We start from the raw sequence: 26,080 nt of genomic DNA on the forward strand, positions 1-26,080 counted from the left end.
CTGCCCTCCGGCGACGCGGGCGATCAGGTCGCGGGCGGCGGGCAGCTTGTCCGGGGTGTTCAGGGTCACGATCTCCGGCAGGCCGGGGCCCTTGAGCTCGCGCTTGACCAGCCCGGCGAGGGTGCCGGCGGGCGGCAGCTCGATCACGCCGGTCACCCCGAGGTCGGCGAGGGTGGCCATGCACAGGTCCCACCGGACCGGGGCGGTGACCTGCCGGACCAGCCGCTGGAGCATCTCCGCGCCCTGCCGGACCGCGGTGCCGTCGAGGTTGGAGAGCAGGATCCGCGTCGGGTCGGCGGTGGTGACATCGGCGGCCACCGTGGCCAGGGCCGCCTCCGCGGGAGCCATGTACGGGGTGTGGAAGGCGCCCGCCACCTGGAGCCGGATGACCCGTGCCTGGGCTGGCGGCTCGGCGGTCAGCTTCTCCAGGCCGGCGACCGCACCGGCGGCGACGACCTGCCCGGTGCCGTTGCGGTTGGCGGCGTGCAGCCCGTGCCCCTCGATCGCGGCGAGCACCTCGTCCGGGTCGCCGCCGAGGACCGCGGCCATGCCGGTCGGCTCCAGCGCGCAGGCGGCGGCCATCTCCCGGCCGCGTACCCCGGCGAGGGTGATCGCGGCGTCCGCCGGCAGCGCGCCGGCCAGCGCCGCCGCACCGAGCTCGCCCACGCTGTGTCCGGCGGTCAGCGCCACGTCCTGCATCGGCAGGTGCTCGGCGGCGAGCAGGGCCGCGGCGACCAGCAGCGGTTGGGTGCGGGCGGTGTCCCGGATCTCGTCGGCGTCGGCGTCGGCGCCCAGGTGCACCAGGTCGACGCCGGCCAGCGCGGACCAGTGACGCAGCCGCGCCTCGGCGCCGGGCAGTTCGAGCCAGGGAGTCAGGAAGCCGGGTTTCTGAGAACCCTGGCCGGGGCAGAGTACGGCGAGCACGTCTATGACTCTCCCGGATACCCACGGGTTGCGCTGTGCGGACCGGCACCAAACCGCACTAGGACCTTTGGAGGGATCCTACAAAGATTGGTGTTTGTCGTCGCCGCCCTGTGATCTTTTACCGGTCGGTGGGGCCAATGTCGGGGTCGGCACCACCGGATCCAGCCGGCCCACGGTCAGGGCCACCCGCAGCGCGAAGGCGTCCCGGGGCGACAACGGGCTGAACCCGGTGACGTCGGAGATCCGCCGTAGCCGGTACCGCACCGTGTTCGGGTGCACGTACAGCGCCCGCGCCGCGCTCTCCAGCGTGCCGCCCGCGGCGAAGAAGGCGTCGAGGGTCTCCAACAGCTCGCCGCCGGCTCGCACCAGCACCGCGTACACGTCGTGCCGCAGCCGTCGCCGGGCCTCCGCGTCACCCGCCAGGGACCGCTCGGGCAGCAGGTCGCCGGCGCAGACCGGCCGGGGCGCGGCAGGCCACGCCGGGGCCGCACGGTACCCGGCCAACGCGGCCCGTGCCGACTCGGTGGCCTCGTCCAGGCTCGGCACCGAGGGGCCGACGACCACCGGACCCGTACCGAAGGCGGACAACAACCCGGCGGTGGCCGCCACCGGGTCCGCCGCGCCGCCCAGCACGATCACCAGGCGGTCGCCGTGCACCCCGCCGATCACCTCGACCCCGACCCGCCGGGCCTGCCGGTAGACCGTGTGCAGCACGGCGGCGACCTCGCCGCCGGGGGAGGGGCCGACCGCCACCGCCACCGGTGGCGCGTCCGTCCAGCCCAGCGCGGCGGCCCGGCTGGCCAGCACGTCCGGCGAGTCACCCCGCAGCAACGCGTCCACCAGCAGAGCCTGGAGCCGGGCGTCCCAGGAACCGCGCGACTCGGCCGCCCGCGCGTACACCCGGGCCGTGGCGAAGGCGATCTCCCGGGAGTAGCGCAGCACCGCCTCGCGCAGCTGCGCCGCCTCACCGGGTGCGGCCAGGTCGTCGACCTGCTCCTCGACCACGTCGATGGTCACCTTGATCAGCGCGACGGTCTGCTGGAGGGTGATCGACCGGGCCAGCGCCTGCGGCGCGGTGGCGAACACCTCGTCGGAGACCTCCTGGGTGCCCTCGTGGGGGCCGCCGGCGGAGCGCAGCCACTGCACCAGGGAACGCGCGCCGGCCTGCGCCACCACCATCACCCAGGACCGCTGGTCGGCGGGCAGCTCCCGGAACCAGGGCAGGGTGTCGTCCATCCGCGCCACGCTCGCGGTGGCCAGCGCACCGGCCGCCCGCTCGATCCGGCGCAGCGTGGCCGACAGGTCCGTCCCGCCCGACTCGCTCACCCGCCTAGCCTGACATGTCCTGAGCTGGCCCTCGACGGCAGGCGTCGGCGGCACCGACGGCGCCCATCCGGTACGCGCTGCACGGTCCGTCGGAGCCGGCCAGTACGGTAACGAGGCACGTCGGGTGGGCACCGGCGGGTGAGGGCGAGCGTGAGGAGACACCGATGGCGCACGGGGAGGCTGAGCACGGCCGCGCCCAGGGAGAGCCCTGCCGGTCGGGGCCGCACGAGCAGCCGGCCGCCGCCAAGCACCACCGCCGGCTCATCAGCCTGGCCCACCCGGGCGAACCGGCGCCGGGACGGGCGGCCGAGCGTCCCGAGGAGGACGTAGCGCCGGCACGTCCGCGCCCCGTCGACCCCGTGGTGCCGCGTCAGCGTACGGGCGAGACCGCCGTGCCGGAGCTGGTCGCCGGCGGCTGCCGCAGCGACCTGCCCGGCTGGGCCGGTGCCCACCGGCACGGCCCGGTCCGCCCGGCACTTCGCGCGGTACGCCGGGAGCGCCCCCCGCGTCGCTGGTGCTGAGGCTCAGCGGGTCCGGCGGCGGACCAGCAGCGCGATCCCGGCCAGCCCGAGGGTGATCACCAGCATCACCGCGACGTTCAGCAGGAGCAGGCGTTGCAGGTCGCCGAAGGCCTCGTTGATGTCCTGAGCCGGGTTGAGCGCGTCCTCCGGGATGATCCGTTCGCCCCCGCCGACCCCGCCGCTGACCGACTCGTACGTCCGCTCCAGCGGTACCCCGACGGTGCGCAGGGTCTCCGACATGCTGATCCGCCCGAGGAACCAGGCGGCGCTGGTCTTGCGGGAGTCCGGCTGCTTGGCCGGCCGGTAGACGCGAGGCCCGCCGACCGCCTTCGGATAGAGGTCGTAGGTCTGCTTCGGAGTGTCACCGGCCAGCACCACCACCGTGTACTTCGGACCGAGGTCGGCCTCCTTCGGCGCGCGCGCCCGCGCCAGGGAACGGCTCACCTGGTCGATGACGGCCGCCACCTGCTCCGGCTGGTTCTCGTGGCGCAGCCGTAACGGCTCGGCCAACCCGTGGCCGGTGATGTCCACGCCGGCCGGCGGCGCCTTCGGCGCGGCCTTGACCGGCTCGACGAAGGCCAGCGACAACAACACCGCAGCGACCCCACCGGCCGCTATCGCGACCCGTCGCCTCATCCGTCGGACCATGCCGCCTCCTCGCCCCGTCGATGGTCGGCTGAGCTGCAGGGGGTCACGCGTTGGAGGACCGACGGCGGACCGTGCCCACAGGACGGGTACCCACCTCAAAGACTCCGCGGAACGACGATCGGTTGCAGCTGGTGAAACATTAATTGGAACTATCTGCGATCGCGAATCGACCAATGACCAGCCGTGGACACGCGGAGCGGATCCTACCGGCACGGAGGCCGTGATGTGGGGCAGGGTAGCGCGCGAGACGCGGTCCTGGGCAGTGGTGTTCGGCGTGGCGGTCGGCGTGTCGTTGCTGCTGCCGCTGGCCCGGATGTAAGGAGGGGTCCCCTGCTATACACCAGGCGTTAGCAGGGGACCCCTCCTTACATCCGACAGCCCTAGAACAGGCGGGCTCGGGCGGCGCGTAGCCGGGTCAGGGTGCGCTCGGGTCCGAGCACCTCCAGCGACTCGAACAGCGGCAACCCCACCGTCCGGCCGGTGACCGCGACGCGTACCGGTGCCTGGGCCTTGCCGAGCTTGAGACCGCGCGCCGCGCCGACCTCCTCCATGATGTTCTTGAGTGTCGCCGCGTCCCACGAGGTCACCGCCGCAAAGGCGGCGACGGCGTCGTCCAGCAGCTCCGCCGAGCCCTCCTTCATCGCCTTGGCCCAGGCCGCCTCGTCGATCAGCGGCGAGGCGAGGAAGAGGAAGTCGACGTTCGGCACGATCTCGCTGAGCACCGCGATGCGGGTCTGGGCCAGCGGCGCCACCGCGGCGAAGGTGGCCGGGTCGAACTCGTCGGGCTGCCACGGCGGCGGCGGGATGCTGCCGGTGCCGGTCAGCCACGGCCCGCAGACCTCGACGAACTCCTCGACCGGCAGCGCCCGGATGTACTCGCCGTTGAACGCCCGCAGCTTCCTCTCGTCGAAGAAGGCCGGCGACGGGTTCACCTCGTCCAGCCGGAACTCGTCCTCGATCACCGACCAGGGCACGATCTCCCGGTCGCCGGAGGGCGCCCAGCCGAGCAGCATCAGGTAGTTGCGCATCGCGGCGGCGAGGTAGCCCTCGTCCCGGTACGCCTCCAGGGCGACCTTGTCCCGACGCTTGGACAGCTTCTGCCGCTTCTCGTTGACCACCACCGGCACGTGCGCCCAGATCGGCGGCTTCACCCCGAGCGCGTCCCAGAGCAGCTGCTGCTTCGGGGTGTTGGGCAGGTGTTCCTCGGCCCGGATCACGTGGGTGATCCCCATCGTCATGTCGTCGACGACGTTGGCCAGCAGGAAGACCGGAGAACCGTCGCCCCGGGCGATGACGAAGTCCTCGATGAGCTTGTTCTCGAAGGTCGGCTCGCCCCGGATCAGGTCGACGACCACCGTCGAGCCCTCGTCGGGCGTACGGAAGCGCAGCGCACGGCCCTCGCCGGGCGGCAGGCCCCGGTCCCGGCAGTACCCGTCGTAGCCGGTGTACTGGTTGCCGGTCCGGGCCTGCACCGCCTCCCGGGTGCAGTCGCAGTAGTACGCGCGGCCCGACTCGTGCAGCCGGCGGGCGGCGGCCCGGTGCTCGTCGGCGTTCGAGGACTGGAACCAGGGGCCCTCGTAGCTGCCGCGCTCGATGCCGATCCAGTCCAGCGCCGACAGGATGCCCTCGGTCCACTCCGGCTTGTTGCGTGCGGCGTCGGTGTCCTCGATACGCAGGACGAACACCCCGCCCTGCTGCTTGGCATAGATCCAGTTCTGCAGCGCCGAGCGGGCACCGCCGACGTGGAACATACCGGTCGGGGAGGGGGCGAATCGCACACGTACCGTCACGGCCCTCAGCCTACAGATGTAAGGAGGGGTCCCCTGCTATCGCCTGGTGTCGTACAGGGGTCCCCTCCTTACGTCACAGCCTGTCAGGGGACGGAGCGGATCTTCAGCACCAGGAGGCTGCCGAGGACGGTCACGACGGCCGTGGTGGCGTACAGGGCCGGGTAACCGCCCAGGTAGACCACGATCGGGGCGGAGATGGCCGGCCCGAGCACCTGCGGCGCGGAGTTCGCGATGTTGATCACGCCGAGGTCCTTGGCCCGGTCGGTGGCCCTCGGCAGCACCTGGGTGATCAGGGCGGCGTCCACCGACAGGTACACCCCGTAGCCGGCACCGAGCAGCAGCGCGGCGACGATCGCCATCGACCAGGTGGGGACGGCGGCCAGCAGCAGCGCCGCCACCGCCATCACCATCCCGGCGGCGATCACGAAGATCTTGCGTTTGCCCGAGCGGTCCGACAGCCGCCCGGCGACCACCGTGGTGGCCATCAGCCCGGCGGTGTAGAGCAGGATCAGCACCAGCAGGCCACCCTCGGGGTCGGCCACCCGGACCTCGTCGGTGAGGAAGTACAGCAGGTAGAGGGTGCCGAAGGCGTTGCCGAGCTGGACCAGGAACCGGGTGATCCAGGCCCAGCCGAAGTCGGGGTACCGGCGTGGCGACACCCACATGCCGGCCAGCAGTCCGCGCAGTGCCGGTCGGTGCGTACGCGGCAGCGGGTCGTCGGTGGTGCGCAGGGCGAACGGCAGCGCGAACAGCAGCACTGCGGCGGCGATCACCAGGTACCCGGCGGCGTTGCCGGTGACCACGGCGGTGACCAGCACGACGCCGAGCACCAGCCCGAGCGCCTGCGGGATGCCGACCCAGCCGGAGACGCCGCCGCGCTGGGCGACCGGGACCCGGTCCGGTACGGCGGCGGTCAGGCTGGCCAGCATCGCGTTGAAGCAGGTCTGCGCGGCGATCCAGCCGACGACCACGCCGAGCACGGTCTGCGCCTGGGCGAGCAACGCCAGCGACAGCGCGCCGAGCAGCGCGCCGCCGAGGGTCCAGATGTGCCGGCGGCCGAACTCCCGGCCGCCGATCCGCAGACAGCTCCGGTCCGACAGCGCCCCGGCCAGCGGGTTGACGATCACTGCGGCCAATGCGCCGAAGCCGGTGACCACCGCCAGCATGGTCTCCTTGTTCGTCGGCGCGATCTGCCCGAGCTGCTGCGGCAGCAGCACCTGGATCGGCGTGAAGAACGCCATCCAGACGCCGAGGTTCGCGGCGAAGAGCAGCGCGATCCAGCCGCTCCGCACCGGCACCGTCGGTTCCGCCAGCGCCGCCGGCAGCGAGGCCGGCGTGGGGTCGACGGTGGTCACCGGGGTGGTTCCCGGCGGGCCGCCGCGATGACCTCGCGCAGCCAGGAGTACGACGACTTGGGCGTACGCGCTCCGGTGGCGAAGTCGACGTGGACCAGCCCGAAGCGCTTGGTGAAGCCCTCGGCCCACTCCCAGTTGTCCAGCAGGGACCAGACGAAGTAGCCGGTCACGTCGACTCCGTCGGCCATCGCCGCGCGCACCGCCCGCAGGTGACCGTCCAGGTAGGCGATCCGGTCCGGGTCCGGCACCCGGCCGTCGGCGTCCGGGGTGTCGTCGTACGCGCAGCCGCTCTCGGTGATCTGGATCGGCGGCAGGTCCGACCCGTACTGCCGGTGCAGCCAGCCGAGCAGGTCCCGCAGCCCGTCCGGCGCCACCGGCCAGTCGAAGGCGGTGCGCGGGTACCCGGTGAGGGGCACCAGTTCGAAGGGCAGCGGCGAGCCCTCCTCGGGGGCGCGTACGCCGGTGGGGTTGTAGTAGTTGACGCCGAGCACGTCGAGCGGGGCGGCGATGACGTCGAGGTCGCCGTCGCGTACCACGGTGGTGTCGAAGCCCAACTCGGTCGGGTAGCCGCGGCCGAGCAGCGGGTCGGTGAACAGCCGGTTGTGCAGCGCCTCGTAGGCGTGCCCGGCGGCTCCGTCGGCGGCTCCGTCGCCGAGTACCCGGACCGGCGAGTAGTTGTTGGCGATGGCGACCGGGCTGCTGCTGCGGGCGCGCAGCGCGGCGACCGCGAGGCCGTGGCCGAGCAGTTGGTGGTGGGCGACGGGGAAGGCGTCGAAGAGCAGCGTCCTGCCCGGGGCGTGCTCTCCGGTGCCGTGGCCGAGGCTCATGTGGACGAACGGCTCGTTGAGGGTGATCCAGAGCTTGACCCGGTCCCCGAGGCGGGCGGCGACCACGTCGGCGTACTCGGCGAAGCGGTGTGCGGTGTCGCGGTTGAGCCAGCCGCCGGCCTCCTCCAGTGGCTCCGGCAGGTCCCAGTGGAACAGCGTGGCGACCGGGTCGATGCCGTGGCCGAGCAACTCGTCGACCAGCCGTTCGTAGAAGTCCAGCCCAGCGGCGTTGACCCGTCCGGTGCCGGCGGGCAGCACCCGGGGCCAGGCCACCGAGAAGCGGTACGCGGTCACCCCGAGCCCGGCCATCAGCGCGACATCCTCGGCGTAGCGGTGGTAGTGGTCGCAGGCCACGTCGCCGGTGCTGCCGTCGAGGACGCGCCCGGGGGAGTGGGCGAAGGTGTCCCAGATGGAGGGTCCGCGACCGTCCGCGTCGGCGGCGCCCTCGATCTGGTATGCGGAGGTGGAGACGCCCCAGCGGAATCCGGTGGGGAAGTCGGGCATCGGAGCGGTCTGCATGCGCCCTCCCGGCGAAACGCGAAACGTGTTCGGAACTCTAGGGGTCGTGGGAGCGCTGCGCCATAGGGTGTCGAGCCGTCGATGGCAACACTTTTCGGCGTGTCTTCGTAAATCCGTCCGCATACGTCCGTTTTCGCGCATACAGTTCCGAATATTGTGGGATGTCCTCACTGGAGGAAGACGGAAATGATCCTCGTGGAACGCAGCGCGCACGTGTCGGCACCGGTCGAAACGGTCTGGGACGTGGTACAGCGCGCTGAGCAGTTGCCGGCCTGGCTGGCCGGGGTCCGTGCGGCCGAAGTCCTCTCCGGCGAGGGTTTTGGCAGACGGCAACTGGTCCAGGCCGGACGCGGTGCCGCGCACGAGGCCGAAGTGATCGCCTTTCAGGAACCGACCCTGATCGGCTGGCGAGAACGCGCCAAGGGCGCCGGTGCCCGAGCGGAGGCGCGCACCGAGATCTACGTCCAGCTCACCCCGGACGAGGACGAGGGTGGGACGGTCGTGCGGCTCATCGTCGTACGCTGGCCGGCCGGCCCGGTCAAGGCCGCCCTGCTCCGGCTCGGCCTGCGTCGGGTCGGCGCCGATCTGGAGGACTCGCTGGCCCGGCTGACGGACCTGGCCGCTGTCGGCTGACCAGTCCTGGCGTCACCCGCGACGGTGGCGGCCCCGGTGTCCCCACCAGGTACACCCGGGCCGTCACCGCTTTCGCGCTGCCGGCCTTCACACGACCACGGTGAACGCGGCGACGTGTACCTGGTCGAGGTGCCGGAACTCGAAGAACAGCCGATAGGTGCCCGCCGACGGGACGGTGATCCCGAACGCCACCACCGAACTCGGCTGGCTGGCCGCCGCCGGGTGTACGTGGAGGTACGCGAGGTCGCCCTGACGCAGCGCCACCAGATGCCCGTACGCGCCCAGGTGCCGTTGCAGGTCGTTCACCGGCAGGCCGTCTCGACCGAGCCAGACCAGCACCTGGTTGGACTCGCCTGCCCGCAGGCCGCCGTCCAGGGTGACCGTGTAGTCGTCGACCAGTACCGTATCCTCGGGCGGCACGAGTGGTTCGGCCGCGTACCGACCGGGGATCGGAACGTCCACGCCCAGGGTGACCCCCGCAGGTGCGCCCACCGGCCAGAAGTCGGCGATCGCCCGGAGCGGGCCGGGCGCCGCCGGGGTGACCGTCACCCGCCAGGTGCCGTCGGGCGACATCTCCGGATGCACGTGCTGGTATCCGGAGAGGTCGCGGCCGACGAGGATCAGGTGCATCCGTCGTTCGTGGTTCTCCTGGAACGAGGTCAGCGTGGCGCCGGCCGGGCCGGTGATCCGGAAGGCCAGTTCGCCCGGCTCGCCCACGGTCAGCGTCGGCGTGTCCAGGGCCAGGGTCCAGCCGCCCCGGGACACCTCCAGCCCGCCCGGGCCGTGGTTCGCGTGCGCGTCCGGTCCGGAGACGGCCGATCGGGTCGGGCCGCCGGCCGGACCACCGGCCCGTCCGGCGAAGAAGCCGACCACCAGGGTCAGTGCGAGCACCAGCGCGGCGGCGTACCGCGTCCCCCGGCCTGCCGTCGGTTCCGGGACGGGTGGACCGTCGGGGTGGGGGCACCCCGGGTCGGGCGCCCCGACGGCGCGGCCGGCGGAGGTCGCCGCCGGCCGCTGGCTGGTCGTGGTCACGACAACCGGGGCTGCAACACGAACAACCCCTGTTCGATTCCGCTGACCACCACGATGCCGCTCGGGTAGTACGGGTAGGTGCTCCAGGCCCCGTTCATCGAGGCGCTGTTGCTCGACGGGTAGATGTCGAAGTACCCGGCCTCGGTGGCGCGGCCGCTGGCCACGTTGGCGAGGTCCAGGATGCGTAGCCCGGCCCGGTAGTTGGCCTGGTAGCTGTACCGGCCCTTGACGTACTGGTTGTGGTCGGTGGCGGCCACCCCAGCGGGGGCGCTGTAGGTGCCGATGTGCCGGGGCGCGTCCAGGTCGGCCAGGTCCCAGATGTACGTCTGGGTGTTGACCCCGCGCCGGGTCTCGTCCAACTCGTCGTCGAGCAGGAAGTACCGCTGGTCCTCGGTGAACCAGCCCTGGTGGGTGTACGCCCGACCGGTGTACCCGATGCGCGCCAGCTGTCGCGGGGAGGACTTGCTGGTCACGTCGACGACGGTCACGGTGTCCTCGTTGGAGCTGACACAGATCTCCCGGCCGCTGTGGGCGGTGTCGGGGCCGCGGTAGACGACGCACTGGGTGTCGTGGGTGTATCCGTCGTTGCTGACGCAGCCGGCGGAGGCCGGAGACTTCGGGGTCCGGATGTCGACCATGTGCAGGCCGCCGCTGCACGTGTTCGTGCCGACCGCGTACGCGAAGCCGGTCTGCTCGTTGATGGCGATGTTGTGCGAGTTGCCGAACTGGTTGTAGTGGGCGTTGGCCGTCCAGGTCTGCGGTGCGGTCACCCCGCGCAGCCGGGTCAGGTCGAAGACCTGCATACCGTGCCCGGAGACGTCCGCCACCACGTACGCGTGGTCACGGTAGACCTTGATGTCCCGCCAGACCGCCGTGCGGTTCTGGTACGCGGGCAGGTTGCCCAGGTAGACCGGAGCGGTCGGGTTGGACACGTCCACGAACGAGGTGCCGTTGCGGCGGCCGACCAGCGCGTACTCCTTGCCGGTCTGGGGGTCGGTCCAGCCCCAGATGTCGTTGGCCTGGCTGCCGCCGATGCTGGACAGCGGCATGAACGACAGCAGGTCCACGTTGCGGCACGGGTAGCCCGCCGCCTGGCCGTTGGTGCAGGTCGCCGCAGCGGCGGCAACCAGTTGCTGGCTGGGTTCGCGCTGGGCCATGAACTCCTGCGCCGACTCCCGTCCGGCGGGGGTGGCGGGATCGTGGGCCACCGAGGGTGAGCCCGGCCCGAGCGTCGACACCGCCAGGGCGCCGGCGGCCAGGGCGAGGCCGATCCGAGCGATTCGCATGTGCACTCCCTCCCGTCGCGCCCGGGGCGATTGAGTTCGGGCCGGCGGTGGAGGGCGCGACGGGTGGTCCACCGGGCCGGCGGTGCCCGTGCGGACCGGACTCCTATCGAAGAGTGTGAATTCTGCGTGTTACGGGAGGAAGGCGTCCGTTGATACCGTCTGTGTCATACCGCGACGCGAAGGGGTCTGGCACGGTGTCCACCCGCGCCAGACCCCTTGTGGGCCGAGCTTCGTTAGCTGTCGCCGCCGGTCTCGCCGACCGGGGCGGCGTTGACGTCGTCGATGGCGTACTTCTTGGCCGCCTCGGCCGGTACGTGGGCCGGTACCGCCCCCCGCAGCGCGAGCTGCCGCAGCGTGGCGACCGCGATCGACTCGGCGTCGACGTGGAAGTGCCGGCGCAGCGCGTGCCGGGTGTCCGACAGGCCAAAGCCGTCGGTGCCCAGGGAGGTCCAGTCGCCGGGCACCCAGCGGGAGATCAGGTCCGGCACCGCGCGCATCCAGTCGCTGACCGCGACCTTCGGTCCGTCGGCGTCGGCCAGCTTCTGCTGGATGTACGGCACCCGCTGCTCCGCGCCCGGGTGCAGGAGGTTGTACGCCTCGCACTCGACCGCGTCCCGCCGCAGCTCGGTCCAGGAGGTCACCGACCAGACGTCGGCGGACACCCCCCAGTCCTGGGCGAGCAGTTGCTGCGCCTTGAGCGCCCACTGCATGCCGGTGCCGGAGGCGAGCACGTTCGCCCGGGGGGCGTCGCCCTCCACCGACGGGGCCGCCGCGTAGCGGTAGATGCCCTTGACGATGCCCTCGACGTCCACGCCCTCCGGCTCCGCCGGCTGGTGGATCGGCTCGTTGTAGATGGTGAGGTAGTAGAAGATGTTCTCCTGCTCCTCGCCGTACATCCGGTGCAGGCCGTTCTCGACGATGTGCGCGATCTCGAACGCGAACGCCGGGTCGTACGCGACCACGGCCGGGTTCGTGGCCGCGAGCAGCAGCGAGTGGCCGTCCTCGTGCTGGAGTCCCTCGCCGTTGAGCGTGGTGCGACCGGCGGTGGCACCGAGCACGAAACCGCGGGCCATCTGGTCGGCCGCCGCCCAGAAACCGTCGCCGGTGCGCTGGAACCCGAACATCGAGTAGAAGATGTACATCGGGATCATCGGCTCGTCGTGCGTGGCGTACGACGTGCCGGCGGCGGTGAACGAGGCGACCGAACCGGCCTCGTTGATCCCCTCGTGCAGGATCTGACCGGTGGTCGACTCCTTGTACGACAGGAACAGCTCCCGGTCGACCGAGGTGTACCGCTGGCCGTGCGGCGAGTAGATCTTGGCGGTCGGGAAGATCGAGTCCAGGCCGAAGGTACGCGCCTCGTCCGGGATGATCGGCACCCAGCGCCTGCCGAACTGCTTGTCCTTCATCAGGTCCTTGAGCAGCCGGACGAAGGCCATCGTGGTGGCCACCTTCTGCTTGCCCGAGCCCCGCTTCACGTCGGCGAAGCGCTCGCTGCCCGGGATGGCCAGGGACTTGACCTCGGTCCGCCGGCTCGGCAGGTAGCCGCCGAGCTGCTTGCGCCGCTCGTGCAGGTACTGCATCTCGTCGGACTTCTCATCCGGGCGGTAGTACGGCGGCAGGTACGGGTTCTCCTCCAGCGCCGAGTCCGGGATGTCCAGGTAGAGCCGGTCGCGGAACGTCTTGAGGTCGTCCAGCGTCAGCTTCTTCATCTGGTGCGTGGCGTTGCGGCCCTCGAAGTGCTGACCGAGCGTCCAGCCCTTGATCGTCTTGGCCAGGATCACCGTCGGCTGCCCGGTGTGCTCCGTGGCCGCCTTGTAGGCCGCGTAGAGCTTGCGGTAGTCGTGCCCGCCCCGCTTCAGGTTCCAGATCTCGTCGTCGCTCAGGCCGTCGACCATCTTGCGGGTCCGCGCGTCCCGACCGAAGAAGTGCTCCCGGACGTACGCGCCGGACTCCGCCTTGTAGGTCTGGTAGTCGCCGTCCGGCGTGGTGTTCATGAGGTTGACCAGCGCGCCGTCGGTGTCGGCGGCGAGCAGCGGGTCCCACTCCCGGCCCCAGACCACCTTGATGACGTTCCAGCCGGCGCCCCGGAAGAACGCCTCCAGTTCCTGCATCACCTTGCCGTTGCCGCGGACCGGACCGTCCAGGCGCTGGAGGTTGCAGTTGATCACGAAGGTGAGGTTGTCCAGCTCCTCCCGGGCGGCCACGCCGATCGCGCCCAGGGTTTCCGGCTCGTCCATCTCGCCGTCGCCGAGGTAGGCCCAGACGTGCTGGTCGGAGGTGTCCTTGATGCCCCGGTGCTGCAGGTACCGGTTGAACCGGGCCTGGTAGATGGCGTTCAGCCCGCCCAGCCCCATCGAGACGGTGGGGAACTCCCAGAAGTCCGGCATCAGCCGTGGGTGCGGGTACGACGGGAGCCCGCCGCCGGGGTGCGACAGCTCCTGCCGGAAGCCGTCGAGCTGGTTCTCGCTGAGCCGGCCCTCAAGGAACGCCCGGGCGTACATACCGGGGGAGGCGTGCCCCTGGTAGAAGATGTGATCGCCGCCACCCGGGTGGTTCTTGCCCCGGAAGAAGTGGTTGAAGCCCACCTCGTACAGCGAGGCCGAGCTGGCGAAGGTGGAGATGTGCCCGCCGACGCCGATCTCGGGACGCTGCGCACGGTGCACCAGCATCGCCGCGTTCCACCGTACGTACGCCCGGATCCGGCGCTCGATGTGCTCGTCACCCGGGAACCAGGGTTCGCGCTCCGGCGGGATCGTGTTGAGGTAGTCGGTGGTGGTCAGCGACGGTACGCCGACCTGGCGCTCACGGGCGCGCTCCAACAGGCGCAGCATCACGTAACGCGCCCGCTTGGTGCCACGATCATCGATGACACCGTCGAGCGACTCGACCCATTCGCTGGTCTCTTCAGGGTCGATGTCCGGAAGCTGGCTCGGCAGTCCGGCCGTGATCACCGGGCGCTTGCGTTCCGTAGCCACAGGCGTTCCCTCGGTTGTGTGTGGGATAGGTCTCTAGCGCCATCCTGCCCCGTGGTGGCACTCGGCGTCACGTCCACCCGGCCCAAGGGCGATACGCGACACACGTACCGACCAGTAACTTCAGGTCACCGCGCAGGCCGCGACGGGTCGTAGACGATCTTGCACCGCCGCCGCCGGCCGGAACGTAGAATCCGACCATGCCGCGACCACCCGTCACCCTGGCCGGCCCGGGTCGGGCCGACCGGTCCCGGGTGGCTGGCGACACGGTCCGGCGGATCATGCACGTGGCCGGCGCCCTGCGGTACCACCAGGACACCGAGATCGCCGCGCTGGGGCTGACCCCGGCGGTCGCCCGCGCGCTCTACGAGCTGGACCCGGATCGCCCGCTGCTCGCCCGCGAGCTGGCCGAGCAGTTGCGCTGCGACCGGTCCAACGTGACCGCGCTGGTCGACAAGCTGGAGCGGGCCGGGCTGGTGGAGCGCCGCGCCGACCCGGCCGACCGGCGGCAGCGGACGCTGGTGGTGACCGAGGCGGGCCGGCGGATGCGGGACCGTGTCCACGAGGTGCTGTCCGACTCACGACTGCTGGCCGGGCTCAGCACGGAGGAGTTGACGGTCCTCGGCGAGCTGGCCTGGAAGGTCTCTGACGGCGGCTGCCCGGAGCGGTTCGGGGCGTAGTGGGGTCAACGGTGGGGCAGGTGCGTGAAACGTGCTCAGGTGGGCGAGGCGTGCCTCGGTCGGTAATGCTGTCGGACGTGACCACCCCGCAGGATCTCGACGATCGGTTCCGGGAGGCCCTGGCCGCCCTCGCCGCGCCGGAGCGCCGCGCCGACCCGGCACAGCCGGTGGCCGACGCTGCCACGCTGACCGGCGCAGAGCTGCTGGACCTCTTCGACGCACAGGTCACCAGCCGTCAACTCGACCTCGCCGGACGCTGGCTCTGGAGCTTCGGCGAGGGCTACTACACGATCGGCTCGGCCGGGCACGAGGGCAACGCCGGGGTCGCCGCAGCGCTGCGGCCCACCGACCCGGCCCTGCTGCACTACCGCTCCGGTGCGTTCTACTGCGTACGGGCCGCTCAGGCCGCCCGCAACGCGGATCCCGACACCGACCGGGCGCCCGGCGTGGACCCGGCCGCCGACCGTGACGGCCTGACCGCCGACGCGCCCGCGCCCACGGTGCCGTCTCCGGCGGCTGGGCCGGTCGAGGACGCTGGACAGGCCGAGGACGGCGGGACGGACGTCTCCGCTGCGCCGGGCGGCGCGGGCGGGCGGCGGCCGGTGGACCCGGTGTACACGGACGCGGCCCGGGACGTGCTGCGCGGGCTGGTGGCCTCGCGGGAGGAACCGGGCGCCGGCGGGCGGCACAAGGTCTTCGGCCGGGCCGACCTCGCCGTGGTGCCGACCACCTCGACGGTCGCCTCGCACCTGCCCCGGGCGGTCGGCATGGGCCTCGCGGTGGAGCGGTTGCGTCGGCTGGACGCGCGGCGGGAGCCGATCCCGCCGGGCGAGGCGTCCGCGGCGGCGACGTGGGCACCCGACGCGATCGTGGTCTGCTCGTTCGGGGACGCCTCGATCAACCACGCCAGTGCCACCGCCGCCTTCAACACCGCCGGCTGGTACGACCACACCGGCCTGCGCATTCCGGTGCTGTTCGTGTGCGAGGACAACGGCCTGGGCCTCAGCCTCCGTTCCCCGCAGGGCTGGGTGGCGACCGCGTTGCGCGCGAAGCCGGGTGTCCGGTACTTCGCCGCCGACGGCACGGACCTGGTCGAGACGTACGAGGCGGCGGCCGAGGCGGCGGCCTGGGTACGCCGGCACCGGCGACCCGCCGTGCTGCACCTGACCACGGTGCGGTTGATGGGGCACGCCGGGGCGGACGCCGAGAGCGCGTACCGGTCTGCCGGGGAGATTCGTGCCGACCTGGACCGGGATCCGGTGGTGGCCACCGCCCGGCGGCTGGTCGAGGCGGGCCTGGCCAGCGGCGCGGAGCTGCTGGACCGCTACGACGAGATCGGCTGGCGGATCCGCCGGATGGCCGAGGGGGTGCTCGACGAGCCGAAGCTGTCCAGCCCGGCAGAGGTGATCGCCCCGCTGGCCCCTCGCCGGCCGCTGCGGGTGGCCCGGGCGGTGGCCGAGGCGGGCGGCCGGGCGGCCGGTTCCGGCGCGGGCGTGCGGGCCGAGGCGTTCGGCGGCAAGCCGCCCGAGCTGGTCGGCCCGCTGACGCTGGCGCAGAGCATCAATGCCGCGCTCACCGACGGGCTGCTCGACCATCCGCAGATGGCTGTCTTCGGTGAGGACGTGGCCGCCAAGGGCGGGGTGTATGGGGTGACCAAGGGACTGCGGGACCGGTTCGGTGCCGCCCGGGTCTTCGACACGTTGCTCGACGAGACCTCGATCCTCGGCCTGGGGCTCGGTGCCGGGCTGGCCGGGATGCTGCCGGTGCCGGAGATCCAGTACCTGGCGTACCTGCACAACGCCGAGGACCAGTTGCGCGGCGAGGCGGCCACGATGGGGTTCTTCTCCCAGGGCGCGTTGCGTAACCCGATGGTGGTGCGGGTGGCCGGGTTGGCGTACCAGGAGGGCTTCGGCGGGCACTTCCACAACGAGAACTCGGTGGCGGTGCTGCGGGACGTACCCGGACTGGTGATCGCCGTACCGGCGCGGCCGGACGACGCGGCGGCGATGCTGCGCACCTGCCTGGCGAGCGCGGCGGTGGACGGCAGTGTCTGCGTGTTCCTGGAGCCGATCGCGCTCTACCACACCCGCGATCTCTACACCGACGGCGACGGGGAGTGGTTGGCCGCCTACGCCGAGCCGGGGGCCTGGGCGGGCGGGCACGTGCCGGTCGGACGGGCCCGGGTGTACGGCGTGGGCTCGGCCGGGGACGTCACCATCATCACGTTCGGTAACGGCGTCCGGATGTCGCTGCGGGCCGCGTCAGCGCTGGCCGACGAGGGCCTCGGCACCCGCGTGGTGGACCTGCGCTGGCTGGCCCCGCTGCCCGTGGCCGATCTCATTCGGGAGGCCACCGCGACCGGCCGGGTGCTGGTGGTGGACGAGACTCGGCGTTCCGGCGGGGTGGGTGAGGGAGTGCTGGCCGCCCTGGTCGATGCCGGTTATGTCGGTGCGGCACGACGGGTGGCAGCAGTTGACTCATTTGTACCATTAGGTCCGGCTGCCCGTCAGGTGCTGGTGTCCGAGGAGGCCATCACCCAGGGTGCCCGTACGCTGCTGGCACGGTAAATTTCGTTCCACCCGGTGCGCCACTTGCGCCGGAGGGCACAACTGTGTGGACTTTGCCTGACGGCGTTCGAGGGGACGCCGCGAACTCGCCACGAGATGAGGAGGCACGCGACAGTGAGCGCGACCGCTGGTCAGGCTGCCGACGGGGTACGCAGCCTGGCGGACCGGTTCGGCATCGAGCCGGGGATGGTCGTCATGGAGATGGGCTACGACGACGACGTCGACTCCGATCTCCGGGACGCCCTGACCGACCGTTGTGGTGATCTGGTCGACGAGGACACCGACGAGGTGGTCGACGCCGTGCTGGTGTGGTATCGGGACGGCGACGGTGATCTCTTCGAACTTCTCGTCGACGCCCTCGGCCCCCTGGCCGACAACGGGGTCGTGTGGCTGCTGACGCCCAAGGCCGGCCGTGACGGGCACGTGGAACCGAGTGAGATCGCCGAGTCCGCACCCACCGCGGGCCTTCAGCAGACTTCCACCATCAACGCCGGTAAGGACTGGAGCGGCGCCCGTCTCGTGCTGCGCCGCGGCGCCAAGGGCAAGAAGTGACCCTGCCCGGCGATGTGACAGGCTGAGGCCCACCCGACCTGACTCCCGAAGGAGCTCGCATGCCGATCGAGGTTGGCGCCGAGGCGCCGGACTTCGTGCTGAAGGACCAGAACAACCAGGAGGTACGGCTCTCCGACTTCCGTGGCCGGCGTACCGTCCTGCTGGTCTTCTACCCGCTGGCCTTCACCGGCATCTGCCAGGGCGAGCTGTGCGAGGTGCGGGACAACCTCGACGAGTACGTCAGTGACGACGTCCAGGTGCTCACCGTCAGCGTCGACTCGGCGTACGCCCACAAGATCTGGGCGGACCGCGAGGGCTTCCAGTTCCCGCTGCTGTCGGACTTCTGGCCGCACGGTGCCGTCGCCCAGGCGTACGGCGTCTTCAACGAGGTCGCCGGCATCGCCAACCGGGGCACCTTCGTCATCGACAAGAACGGCGTGGTCCGGTTCGCCGAGATGAACATGCCCGGCGAACCGCGCGACCAGCACGGGTGGCGCAAGGCCCTGGCCGAGGCCAGCGCCTGACCCGTCCCGAACGGTGGTAACCGTCCGGTCGAGCCGGTGGGCGGCAGGGTAGGCTTGCCAACCGCCGGCTCGCCGTACGGCGTCCCGGGCGCGTAGCTCAGCGGGAGAGCACTCGCCTTACAAGCGAGGGGTCGCAGGTTCGAAACCTGCCGCGCCCACCAGCACACATCACGGCCCGGAGATCAGTTCTCCGGGCCGTCGGCGTTGAGGAGTGCTCGGGTGCACTGGCTGGTTGGTCAGCTACGACGTCGGCGGCGAACGCTGGTTGTCTCCTCCGGCGCCTGTCGAGCTGAACCGTTTGCGCTATCGCATCTCCGGGCGCGGAACGCCGCAGGCTGGGACCATTCCACGCGATCCGTCAACGCTCTCAGCTCGACAGGCGCCCGACGTGTTGTCGACCAGGTCCCGAGCGCCAGCCGGGCGCGGGCGCGGGCACGGGCGGATCACTCGCCGACCGCGTGATGACAGGGGTGCGGTCTCGGGCAATCGGAGCCGAGACCGCGAAGGTGCCGCGTACCGTCGTTGTCGGGTCGGTGCCGACGCGGACGGGGAGGGGCGCGAGTGGGCTACGCCGAGGTCGCCGACGTGCGGTTCTGGTACGAGACACACGGCAGCGGGCGGCCGTTGGTGCTGCTGCACGGCGGGTTCGGCGCGGTGGAGACCTTCGCCGCGATCCGGCCCGCGTTGGCGCAGCGCCGCCGGGTGATCAGCGTCGACCTGCCGGGTCACGGACGCACCGCCGACACCTCGCCGACTTGCCCGGTGAGTCCCCTCTACCGGGTGTAGCGCAGCATGACCACGCCCGCGCTTGGGGTGGCGTCGACCAGGGCGAAGTGCTGCAGGTCGAACGAGCGGTCGGCGAGCGGGATGCCGCTGCCGGCGAGGATCGGGTTGACCTTGACCATCAGTTCGTCCACCTCGGGCATCAACTGGCCGCCGGCCTGCCCGGCGGCGCGTTCGAGGTGGCCCTGCTGCGCTACGCCGTCGACGGGCTGCTCCTCGACCTGCTCATCCCCTCGATCGACGCCGGTTTCGACCCCGACGACGTGGTCGTCGCCCTGGTGTCCCGGCTGTCCGCCGAGCCCTCCTGAACACCGGCAGCCACTCGGGTGGCGCCCCGGGCGAGGACTGTTCGCCGGTGCAACGGGAAGACGCCGATGCGGACGCACCTGGGGAGGAGCGACGGATGACGCGTGCCGGACTGACCATCGGCGTGCTCGGCTCGTACGGGGGGCGCAACCTCGGTGACGAGGCCATCCTCACCGGCCTGCTGGCCGACCTGCGGGAACAGGAACCGAACGCCCGGATCATCGTCTTCTCACGGAACCCGGCGCACACCGCGTCGGCCCACCCGGACGTCGAGGCGGTGCCGTGGGAGGGGGTCAGCCGTACCGACTCCGCCCTTGTGCTCTCCCAGCTCGACCTGCTCATCCTGGGTGGCGGCGGCATCCTCTACGACAAGGAGGCCCGCCGCTACCTCCGCGTGGTGCGGGTCGCCCAGGAACGCGGCCTGCCGCTGCTGACGTACGCGGTGGGGGTGGGCCCGCTCAGCGAGATGGTGGACACCGGAATGGTGCGCGAGACGCTGGCCGGCGCCACCCAGGTGACCGTACGCGACCAGGAGTCACGGATGGTGCTGGAGGAGGCCGGACTGCTCAACCCGATCACCGTCACCGCCGACCCGGCGTTCCTGCTGGAACCGGAGGACTTCCCGGCGGAACTGCTGCGCGAGGAGGGCGTCCCGGCGGGCAAGCGGCTGGTCGGCATGAGCGTACGGGAACCCGGCCGGGCCGCGGAACGACTCGACGTGGACGGCTACCACCGGCTGCTGGCCCAGATCGGCGACTTCCTGGTGCACCGGATCGACGCGCACGTGCTGTTCGTGCCGATGGAACGCGACGACATCCGGCACTCGCACGGGGTGCTCTCGCACATGATCGCCGCCGAGCGGGGTCGGATCCTGCACGGCACCTACTCGCCGCAGCAGGTGCTCGGGCTGATGCGCCACTTCGACCTGGCCGTCGGCATGCGGCTGCACTTCCTGATCTTCGCCGCGATGATGGGTACGCCGTTCCTGCCCCTGCCGTACGCCGGAAAGGTCTTCGACCTGGCCCAGCGGCTCGGAGTGCCGGCGCTGCGTGGCGTGGAGCGGGAGGTGGAGGGGCCGCTGCTGGCCGAGGTCGACCAGTTGTGGGACGAGCGTGACCAGCGGCGGGAGACCACCGCCCAGCGGGTCGCCCAGGTCTGTGAGGAGGCCCGGGGCACCTCGCGGGTGACCCGGTCGGTGCTGGAGAGCCTGCGCACCCGCTCCCTCGTCGAGGTCGGCGCCTGACCCGCGCCCGCCCGATGCCCGCGCGGCGGCCCGGGTCAGCGGCCCGGACGGGGTCAGACGGCGGGGCCACGCCAGCAGTAGCGCCACTGCTGGCTCTCGGCGTCGATCGACTCCAGCTCGTAGATGTCCGCCTCGGCCAGGCCCCCCGAGCCCAGGCGGTGGTGGGTCAGCGGGGGACGGCCGTTGGGGTCCAACTCGACGGTGACCTGCTGTCCATCCGCCTCGCCACCGACCAACGGGATCTCAACCGAGGATGCCATGCGCCCATCCTGCCCCGACCACCGCCGCCGCGCAGCGGATAGCCCGGCGCGGGCGGGGCAGCCGACGGGCCGGGCTGCGGTCGGCAGGCCCGGCGCCGACGGCCGATGCCGTCAGGGCGGGGGGAGCAGCCCCGGCGGGTACTCCATGCCGTCGTAGGTGCAGGCGGCGGCGGCCACCCGGGCCGCGTACCCGGCCGCTTCGACCCAGGTCGCTCCACGCGACCGGGCCGCGACGATCCCGGCGGCGAAGGCGTCCCCGGCGCCGTTGGTGTCGACCACCGGGCCCGGCGGTGTGGCGGCCGGCACCCGGTGCACGCCGTTCCCGAGGTACAGCTCCGCGCCGTCCGCGCCCCGCGTCACCAGCACCGGGCGCGGCGCCAGGGTGGCCGCTGTCTCCGCCGCCCGGTCGCCCAGGGCCGCGCCGCTGACCAGGACCAGCTCGGCGATCTCGGCGAAGGGCGGATGGTAGGGGTCGCGTCCGTCCCAGTCGTGCAGGTCGGTGGAGCTGCCCACCCCCTCGGCGAGGCTGTCGGCCAGGGTGGGCAGCAGGTCCCGGACCCAGCCCATGATCGACAGGTGGACGTGGGTGGTGTCCCGGATCAGCGCCGCCACCCGGTCCGTGCGCAACGGCGCGGGACCGTCCGAGGCCCGGGGGTCGTACAGCGCCATCCGGCGCCCGGCGGGATCGACCAGGTTCACCGAGCGGCGGGTACCGGCCGGATCCTCGGCCAGCACGGCGTGCACGCCGGCACGGGCCAGAGCGGCCCGCACGACATCCCCGGCCGGGTCGGCGCCGACCGTGTCGACGACCGCCACCCGCAGCCCGAGCGCGTGGGCGGCGAGCAGCACCCCGGCACCCGTGTTGCCGATCCGCAGGTCGATGGGGTCGACGGTGACCGAGTCGAGAACCGGCAGCGGCAGGCCGGGCACCCGCACCCGGACGTCCACACCGAGTCCACCGAGCACCAGTAGGTCGTACATGGCGTCGACGGTAGCCGCCGGATGACGCCTTAAGCTGACCCGGTTGTTAGCAGGGGACCCTTCCTCTACCGGAGGCGTTAGTAGGGGACCCTTCCTTACCAACCGAGGGGGAGTGCGTGCTCGTCGTGCACGCGGTGTGGCTGCCCGGGCGAGGGCTCGCCGTCTGGGCCGAGGACAGCATCCGGCCGCCGGACGCACCGCGCCGGCCGGGGCGGGCCCCCCGGGAACGGCAGCACCCGTTCGCCGCCGACCACGCCGTGCTGACCGCCGTGCTGGGCGAGGCCGCCGACCCCGTCGACCTCGGCAGCGCACTGCTCAGCCTGCCCACCCGGGGCGGCTCGCCGGTGGAGTCGCCGGAGCTGGTCCGGACCACCGTCGTGACACCGGCCCGAGGTCGGGTCACGTTGGCGGGGTGGCGGGTGCCGGTGCTGGCGTACGCCCCGGACGCCGCGCTGGCGGTGCTGCGCGGGCTCGACGGCGTGTCCGCCGTACCGGGTGCGGCACTGCGGCATCTGGCCGAGGTGGCCGCCTTCGCCGTCGACCTGGCCGCCCGGGGCCGGGTCCTGCCCGGCCTCGCCGATCCCGCGCCCGCCGCCCCACCGGCCCCCGGCGCGGCCCGGCGATCGACCTCTGACCGGGCCAGGCGGGCAGCTGCCGGAGCCGGACGACCGGAAGACGACGTACCCGCCCGCGCGGTGTGGCGACCGCTGCTCACCGGCACCGACGCCGCCTGGGCGCGGTCGTTGGCGCTGGCCCTGCCGCCGGCCGCCCGTGCGGTGGTCGAGACGGACCTGCCCGCCCTGCCGACGCCCGCCACCGGCACCGGCATCGTCACCCGTTCCCGGACGAACGGATCGTCCCGCGCTTCCCGGCACGGACGTGAGGAAGGGTCCCCTGCTATACCCCAGGCGTTAGCAGGGGACCCTTCCTTACTCGTCGGGGACGCGCTGGATGTGCTGACCGACGCGGCGGTGCGGGCCACCCTGCCGGAGACCGCGCTGGCCCGGGGCGTACGCCCCGGCGCGGCGGTGGCGTCCTGGCTCGGCGCGTTGACCGGGCCGCACCGCGAGTTCGCCGCCGAACCGGAGGCGCTGGACACCCTCCGTACCGAGCTGGACGCCTGGCAGCGGGACGCCGCGGGCGGGACGGTGCGGGCGAGCTTCCGGCTGGTGGAGCCGTCGACGGAGGAGGTGAGCGGCCCGGTGACGGTGGTGCCGCTCGACCTCGACGCCGCAGTGGCGGACCCGGGCGGGTGGCGGGTGGCATTCGGGCTGCGGACGGCCGACGAGTCGGGCCTGCACGTCGCCGCCGGTCAGGTGTGGCGCGGTGAGGGCGGCGCCGTCGCGGGTGCCCAGCCGCAGGAGACGTTGCTGGCCGAGTTGGGGCGGGCCAGCCGCCTCTGGCCGGAGCTGGACGCGGCGCTGCGCACCGCCACCCCGGAGGCGCTGGAGTTGGACGCCGACGGGGCGCACCGGTTCCTGCGCGAGGGCGCGCCGATGCTGCACGCCGCCGGTTTCACGGTGCTGCTGCCGTCCTGGTGGCAGCGTCCCGCGTCGCGGCTGGGCGCGCGGCTGCGCGCGGGCTCGCGGGCCGCGCCCGGCACGGTGAGCGGCTCGACCGACCGGGTCGGGCTGGACGCCCTGGTCGACTACCGCTGGGAGGTGGCGCTCGGCGACCAGCCGTTGACCGAGGAGGAGCTGGCTCGGCTGGCGGAGGTGAAGACGCCGCTGGTGCGGCTGCGCGGGCAATGGGTGGAGCTGGATCCGAAGCGACTCGCCGCCGGGCTGCGGCTGTTGCGGTCCACCGGCGAGCTGACCGTCGCCGACCTGCTGCGGCTCGGGCTCGTCGACGGTACGCAACCGGACGCCCTGCCGGTGCTGGAGGTGACCGCCGACGGGGCGTTGGGCGACCTGCTGGCCGGTTCGGTGGAGCGGCGGCTCACGCCGCTGGACCCGCCACCGTCGTTCCACGGCACGCTGCGGCCGTACCAGCGGCGGGGGCTGGCCTGGCTGGCGTTCCTTCAGTCGCTGGGGCTGGGCGGGGTGCTCGCCGACGACATGGGGCTGGGCAAGACGGTGCAGTTGCTGGCTCTGCTGGCCGGTGACCCGGCCGAGGCCGGTGCGACCCTGCTGGTCTGCCCGATGTCGCTGGTCGGGAACTGGCAGCGGGAGGCGGCCCGGTTCGCCCCGGGGTTGCGCGTACACGTGCACCACGGCGCGCAGCGGGCGCGGGGAGACGACGTCGGTGCCGCCGCGCAGGAGGCGGACCTGGTGCTCACCACGTACTCGGTGGCCGCGCGGGACGCGGTGGACCTGGCCGGGGTGGACTGGCACCGGGTGGTGCTGGACGAGGCGCAGGCGATCAAGAACGCCGCCACCCGGCAGGCCGAGGCGGTGCGGGCGCTGCCCGCGCGGCACCGGCTGGCGGTGACCGGTACGCCGGTGGAGAACCGGCTCGCCGACCTCTGGTCCATCATGCAGTTCGCCAATCCGGGGTTGCTCGGTCCGGCCGCGACCTTTCGAAAGCGTTTCGCCGAGCCGATCGAGCGGCACGGCGACGCCGACACCGCCGAGCGGCTGCGCCGGATAACCGGCCCGTTCGTGCTGCGTCGGCTCAAGACGGACGCGTCTATCATCTCGGACCTGCCGGAGAAGCTGGAGATGGAGGTCGTCTGCAACCTCACGGCCGAGCAGGCGGCGCTCTACCGGGTGGTGGTCGACGACATGCTGGCCCGGATCGAGTCCTCCGAGGGCATCGAGCGGCGGGGTCTGGTGCTGGCCACGATGACCCGGCTCAAGCAGGTCTGCAACCATCCGGCGCAGCTGCTGCGTGACGGTTCCCCGTTGGACGGACGCTCCGGCAAGCTCGCCCGGTTGGCGGAGATCCTCGACGAGGTCCTGGCGGCGGGGGAGAAGGCGCTGCTGTTCACCCAGTACGCCGAGTTCGGCGGGATGCTGCGCGGCCACCTGGCGGCCCGGTTCGGCCGGGAGGTGCTGTTCCTGCACGGCGGGGTCGGCAAGGCCGACCGGGACGAGATGGTGACCCGCTTCCAGTCCGACGGCGGACCCGCCCTGTTCGTGCTCTCCCTCAAGGCCGGCGGGACGGGGTTGACGTTGACCGCCGCCAACCATGTGGTGCACGTCGACCGGTGGTGGAACCCGGCGGTGGAGGACCAGGCCACCGACCGGGCGTTCCGGATCGGGCAGCGCCGCCGGGTCCAGGTCCGCAAGTTCGTCTGCGCCGGCACGGTGGAGGAGAAGGTCGCCGCGCTGATCGCCGAGAAGCGCGGCCTTGCCGCGTCGGTCGTCGGCACCGGCGAGCAGTGGATCACGGAGCTGTCCACCACCCAGTTGCGGGAGCTGTTCGTGTTGGAGGCCGGGGCGGTGGCCGAGTGAACGAGGGCAGGTTCGCCGACTACGGCCGGCCGCGTCGGGTCGACGGCGGGCTGCGCGCCCGCAGCACCCGGGGCGCCATCGGGGTGTCCTGGTGGTCGCGCCGGTTCCTGGAGGTGCTGGAGTCGTTCGCGCTCGGCACCCGACTGACCCGGGGCCGCGCCTACGCGCGGGCCGGCCAGGTGGTACGCCTCGACGTCCACCCCGGACGGGTGGACGCGGTGGTGCAGGGATCACGACCCCGGCCGTACGAGGTCCGGGTCGCGTTCCCGCCGTTCCCGGCCGACCTCTGGGCACGGATCGAGACCGAGTTGGCCGCCCAGGCGTTCTTCAGCGCCCGGCTGCTCGCCGGTGACCTGCCGGCCGAGTTGGAGGAACTGCTCGCCACGGTCGGCGCACCGCTGTTCCCCGCCGCAGTGACCGACCTGGCACAGCACTGCTCCTGCCCGGACGCGGCGGTGCCCTGCAAACACCTCGCGGCCACCTTCTACCTGCTCGCCGAGGCGTTCGACGCGGACCCGTTCGCCCTGCTGCACTGGCGGGGCCGCAGCCGGCCCGATCTGCTCGCCAGACTGCGCGAGCTGCGCGGCACCGCGACCGGGTCCGTCGGTGAGTCGCCCGAGGCGACCGACGCCGGCCCGTCCGCAGCCGGAGCGTCCGCAGCCGACCCGGCGGCACGCGGTACGGCCGACCGGTCGTCCGGCGGCGGCGCGAGTCTCCCGGCGGCCGGTGCGGCACGAGTCCTCACCGGTCTGCCGACCGCGCCGCTCGCCGAGACGGTCGACCGGTTCTGGTTGCCGCCGGTGCCGCTGCCGGACCGCCCACCGAGCCTGGCGAGCCGGCCGGACCTGTTGTTGCGGCAACTCGGCGCGCCCGCACCGGCGATCGGCGGGCCGGGCCTGGCCGAGCGTCTGCGACAGGCGTACCGGCAGCTCGGCGAGTGAGCGGACCGGTGG

20 protein-coding genes, 1 tRNA gene and 3 pseudogenes are annotated in these 26,080 nt (G+C 72.4%); 12 read left to right on the forward strand and 12 right to left on the reverse strand.

Features of this window, described 5'->3' with window-relative positions:
• Positions 1-6: 6 nt before the first annotated feature.
• Both ID554_RS22995 and ID554_RS23000 read right to left on the reverse strand, forming a co-directional pair.
• A pseudogene (locus tag ID554_RS22995) lies at positions 7-924 on the reverse strand (ACP S-malonyltransferase); the annotation flags it as partial.
• A gap of 78 nt (positions 925-1,002) precedes the next feature.
• A complete protein-coding gene (locus ID554_RS23000; protein ID WP_317985200.1) occupies positions 1,003-2,304 on the reverse strand; it encodes a PucR family transcriptional regulator in 1,302 nt (433 codons plus the stop codon).
• 110 nt (positions 2,305-2,414) lie between these two features.
• Between ID554_RS23000 and ID554_RS23005 the strand changes: the two genes are divergently transcribed.
• Positions 2,415-2,771, forward strand: a complete 357-nt coding sequence (locus ID554_RS23005) for a hypothetical protein (protein ID WP_117229738.1) — start codon at positions 2,415-2,417, stop codon at positions 2,769-2,771.
• Between the two features lie 3 nt (positions 2,772-2,774).
• Here ID554_RS23005 and ID554_RS23010 read toward each other — a convergent pair whose 3' ends face one another.
• The 4 genes from ID554_RS23010 to ID554_RS23025 form a co-directional block, all read right to left on the reverse strand.
• Positions 2,775-3,419, reverse strand: coding sequence for a hypothetical protein (locus ID554_RS23010; protein WP_117229737.1), 645 nt, complete (start codon positions 3,417-3,419; stop codon positions 2,775-2,777).
• Positions 3,420-3,799: 380 nt separating this feature from the next.
• Positions 3,800-5,209 (reverse strand): glutamate--tRNA ligase, encoded by a 1,410-nt coding sequence (gene gltX, locus ID554_RS23015; RefSeq protein ID WP_117229736.1) that lies wholly within the window; start codon positions 5,207-5,209, stop codon positions 3,800-3,802.
• 83 nt (positions 5,210-5,292) lie between these two features.
• Positions 5,293-6,564: an MFS transporter gene (locus ID554_RS23020; RefSeq protein WP_117229735.1), complete on the reverse strand. Its 1,272-nt coding sequence runs from the start codon at positions 6,562-6,564 to the stop codon at positions 5,293-5,295.
• The gene (locus ID554_RS23025; RefSeq protein ID WP_117229734.1) at positions 6,561-7,910 is read right to left on the reverse strand and encodes a GH1 family beta-glucosidase; all 1,350 of its coding nucleotides are present in this window, start codon (positions 7,908-7,910) and stop codon (positions 6,561-6,563) included. Before ID554_RS23025 ends, ID554_RS23020 begins: the two co-directional genes overlap by 4 nt.
• A 186-nt stretch (positions 7,911-8,096) precedes the next feature.
• Between ID554_RS23025 and ID554_RS23030 the strand changes: the two genes are divergently transcribed.
• Complete coding sequence (locus ID554_RS23030) at positions 8,097-8,543, forward strand: SRPBCC family protein (protein WP_117229733.1); 447 nt, start codon at positions 8,097-8,099, stop codon at positions 8,541-8,543.
• 87 nt (positions 8,544-8,630) lie between these two features.
• On the opposite strand, the gene ID554_RS23035 is transcribed toward ID554_RS23030, so the two are convergent.
• The 3 genes from ID554_RS23035 to aceE form a co-directional block, all read right to left on the reverse strand.
• Entirely contained in the window at positions 8,631-9,575 is a 945-nt protein-coding gene (locus ID554_RS23035) for a hypothetical protein (protein ID WP_117229732.1), read from the reverse strand.
• A complete protein-coding gene (locus tag ID554_RS23040; RefSeq protein ID WP_117229763.1) occupies positions 9,572-10,861 on the reverse strand; it encodes a choice-of-anchor B family protein in 1,290 nt (429 codons plus the stop codon). The genes ID554_RS23035 and ID554_RS23040 overlap by 4 nt, the downstream gene beginning before the upstream one ends.
• Before the next feature lie 233 nt (positions 10,862-11,094).
• Positions 11,095-13,839: a pyruvate dehydrogenase (acetyl-transferring), homodimeric type gene (gene aceE, locus ID554_RS23045; RefSeq protein ID WP_117229731.1), complete on the reverse strand. Its 2,745-nt coding sequence runs from the start codon at positions 13,837-13,839 to the stop codon at positions 11,095-11,097.
• A gap of 197 nt (positions 13,840-14,036) precedes the next feature.
• Between aceE and ID554_RS23050 the strand changes: the two genes are divergently transcribed.
• The 6 genes and pseudogenes from ID554_RS23050 to ID554_RS23075 all read left to right on the forward strand — a co-directional run.
• On the forward strand, positions 14,037-14,516 hold the full coding sequence (locus tag ID554_RS23050) for a MarR family winged helix-turn-helix transcriptional regulator (protein ID WP_117229730.1): 480 nt from the start codon (positions 14,037-14,039) through the stop codon (positions 14,514-14,516).
• A gap of 65 nt (positions 14,517-14,581) precedes the next feature.
• Positions 14,582-17,083, forward strand: a complete 2,502-nt coding sequence (locus ID554_RS23055; RefSeq protein ID WP_117229729.1) for a thiamine pyrophosphate-dependent enzyme — start codon at positions 14,582-14,584, stop codon at positions 17,081-17,083.
• Between the two features lie 114 nt (positions 17,084-17,197).
• The gene (locus ID554_RS23060; protein WP_117229728.1) at positions 17,198-17,635 is read left to right on the forward strand and encodes a DUF3052 domain-containing protein; all 438 of its coding nucleotides are present in this window, start codon (positions 17,198-17,200) and stop codon (positions 17,633-17,635) included.
• 59 nt (positions 17,636-17,694) lie between these two features.
• The gene (locus ID554_RS23065; RefSeq protein WP_117229727.1) at positions 17,695-18,159 is read left to right on the forward strand and encodes a peroxiredoxin; all 465 of its coding nucleotides are present in this window, start codon (positions 17,695-17,697) and stop codon (positions 18,157-18,159) included.
• An 86-nt stretch (positions 18,160-18,245) separates the two neighbouring features.
• Positions 18,246-18,320, forward strand: a tRNA-Val gene (locus ID554_RS23070).
• 400 nt (positions 18,321-18,720) lie between these two features.
• Positions 18,721-18,903 (forward strand): annotated as a pseudogene (locus ID554_RS23075) (alpha/beta fold hydrolase); the annotation flags it as partial.
• Positions 18,904-18,932: 29 nt separating this feature from the next.
• On the opposite strand, the gene ID554_RS23080 reads toward ID554_RS23075, so the two are convergent.
• Positions 18,933-19,076, reverse strand: a complete 144-nt coding sequence (locus tag ID554_RS23080; RefSeq protein ID WP_191088948.1) for a hypothetical protein — start codon at positions 19,074-19,076, stop codon at positions 18,933-18,935.
• A 45-nt stretch (positions 19,077-19,121) separates the two neighbouring features.
• Here ID554_RS23080 and ID554_RS32520 point away from each other — a divergent pair, with 45 nt between their 5' ends.
• Together ID554_RS32520 and ID554_RS23090 are read left to right on the forward strand one after the other, a co-directional pair.
• Positions 19,122-19,250 (forward strand): hypothetical protein, encoded by a 129-nt coding sequence (locus ID554_RS32520; protein WP_263407302.1) that lies wholly within the window; start codon positions 19,122-19,124, stop codon positions 19,248-19,250.
• Positions 19,251-19,345: 95 nt separating this feature from the next.
• Positions 19,346-20,491: a polysaccharide pyruvyl transferase family protein gene (locus tag ID554_RS23090; protein ID WP_117229726.1), complete on the forward strand. Its 1,146-nt coding sequence runs from the start codon at positions 19,346-19,348 to the stop codon at positions 20,489-20,491.
• A gap of 53 nt (positions 20,492-20,544) precedes the next feature.
• Here ID554_RS23090 and ID554_RS23095 read toward each other — a convergent pair whose 3' ends face one another.
• Together ID554_RS23095 and ID554_RS23100 are read right to left on the reverse strand one after the other, a co-directional pair.
• Complete coding sequence (locus ID554_RS23095) at positions 20,545-20,751, reverse strand: hypothetical protein (protein ID WP_117229725.1); 207 nt, start codon at positions 20,749-20,751, stop codon at positions 20,545-20,547.
• 111 nt (positions 20,752-20,862) lie between these two features.
• Positions 20,863-21,732: a carbohydrate kinase family protein gene (locus tag ID554_RS23100; RefSeq protein ID WP_117229724.1), complete on the reverse strand. Its 870-nt coding sequence runs from the start codon at positions 21,730-21,732 to the stop codon at positions 20,863-20,865.
• Between the two features lie 908 nt (positions 21,733-22,640).
• On the opposite strand from ID554_RS23100, the pseudogene ID554_RS23105 reads away from it, so the two are divergent.
• Both ID554_RS23105 and ID554_RS23110 read left to right on the forward strand, forming a co-directional pair.
• A pseudogene (locus ID554_RS23105) lies at positions 22,641-25,127 on the forward strand (DEAD/DEAH box helicase); the annotation flags it as partial.
• Positions 25,124-26,068, forward strand: a complete 945-nt coding sequence (locus ID554_RS23110) for an SWIM zinc finger family protein (protein ID WP_117229722.1) — start codon at positions 25,124-25,126, stop codon at positions 26,066-26,068. The pseudogene ID554_RS23105 and the gene ID554_RS23110, both read left to right, overlap by 4 nt.
• Positions 26,069-26,080: the final 12 nt, after the last annotated feature.

The sequence above is a fragment of the Micromonospora craniellae genome, assembly GCF_014764405.1.
Taxonomy (GTDB): domain Bacteria; phylum Actinomycetota; class Actinomycetes; order Mycobacteriales; family Micromonosporaceae; genus Micromonospora; species Micromonospora craniellae.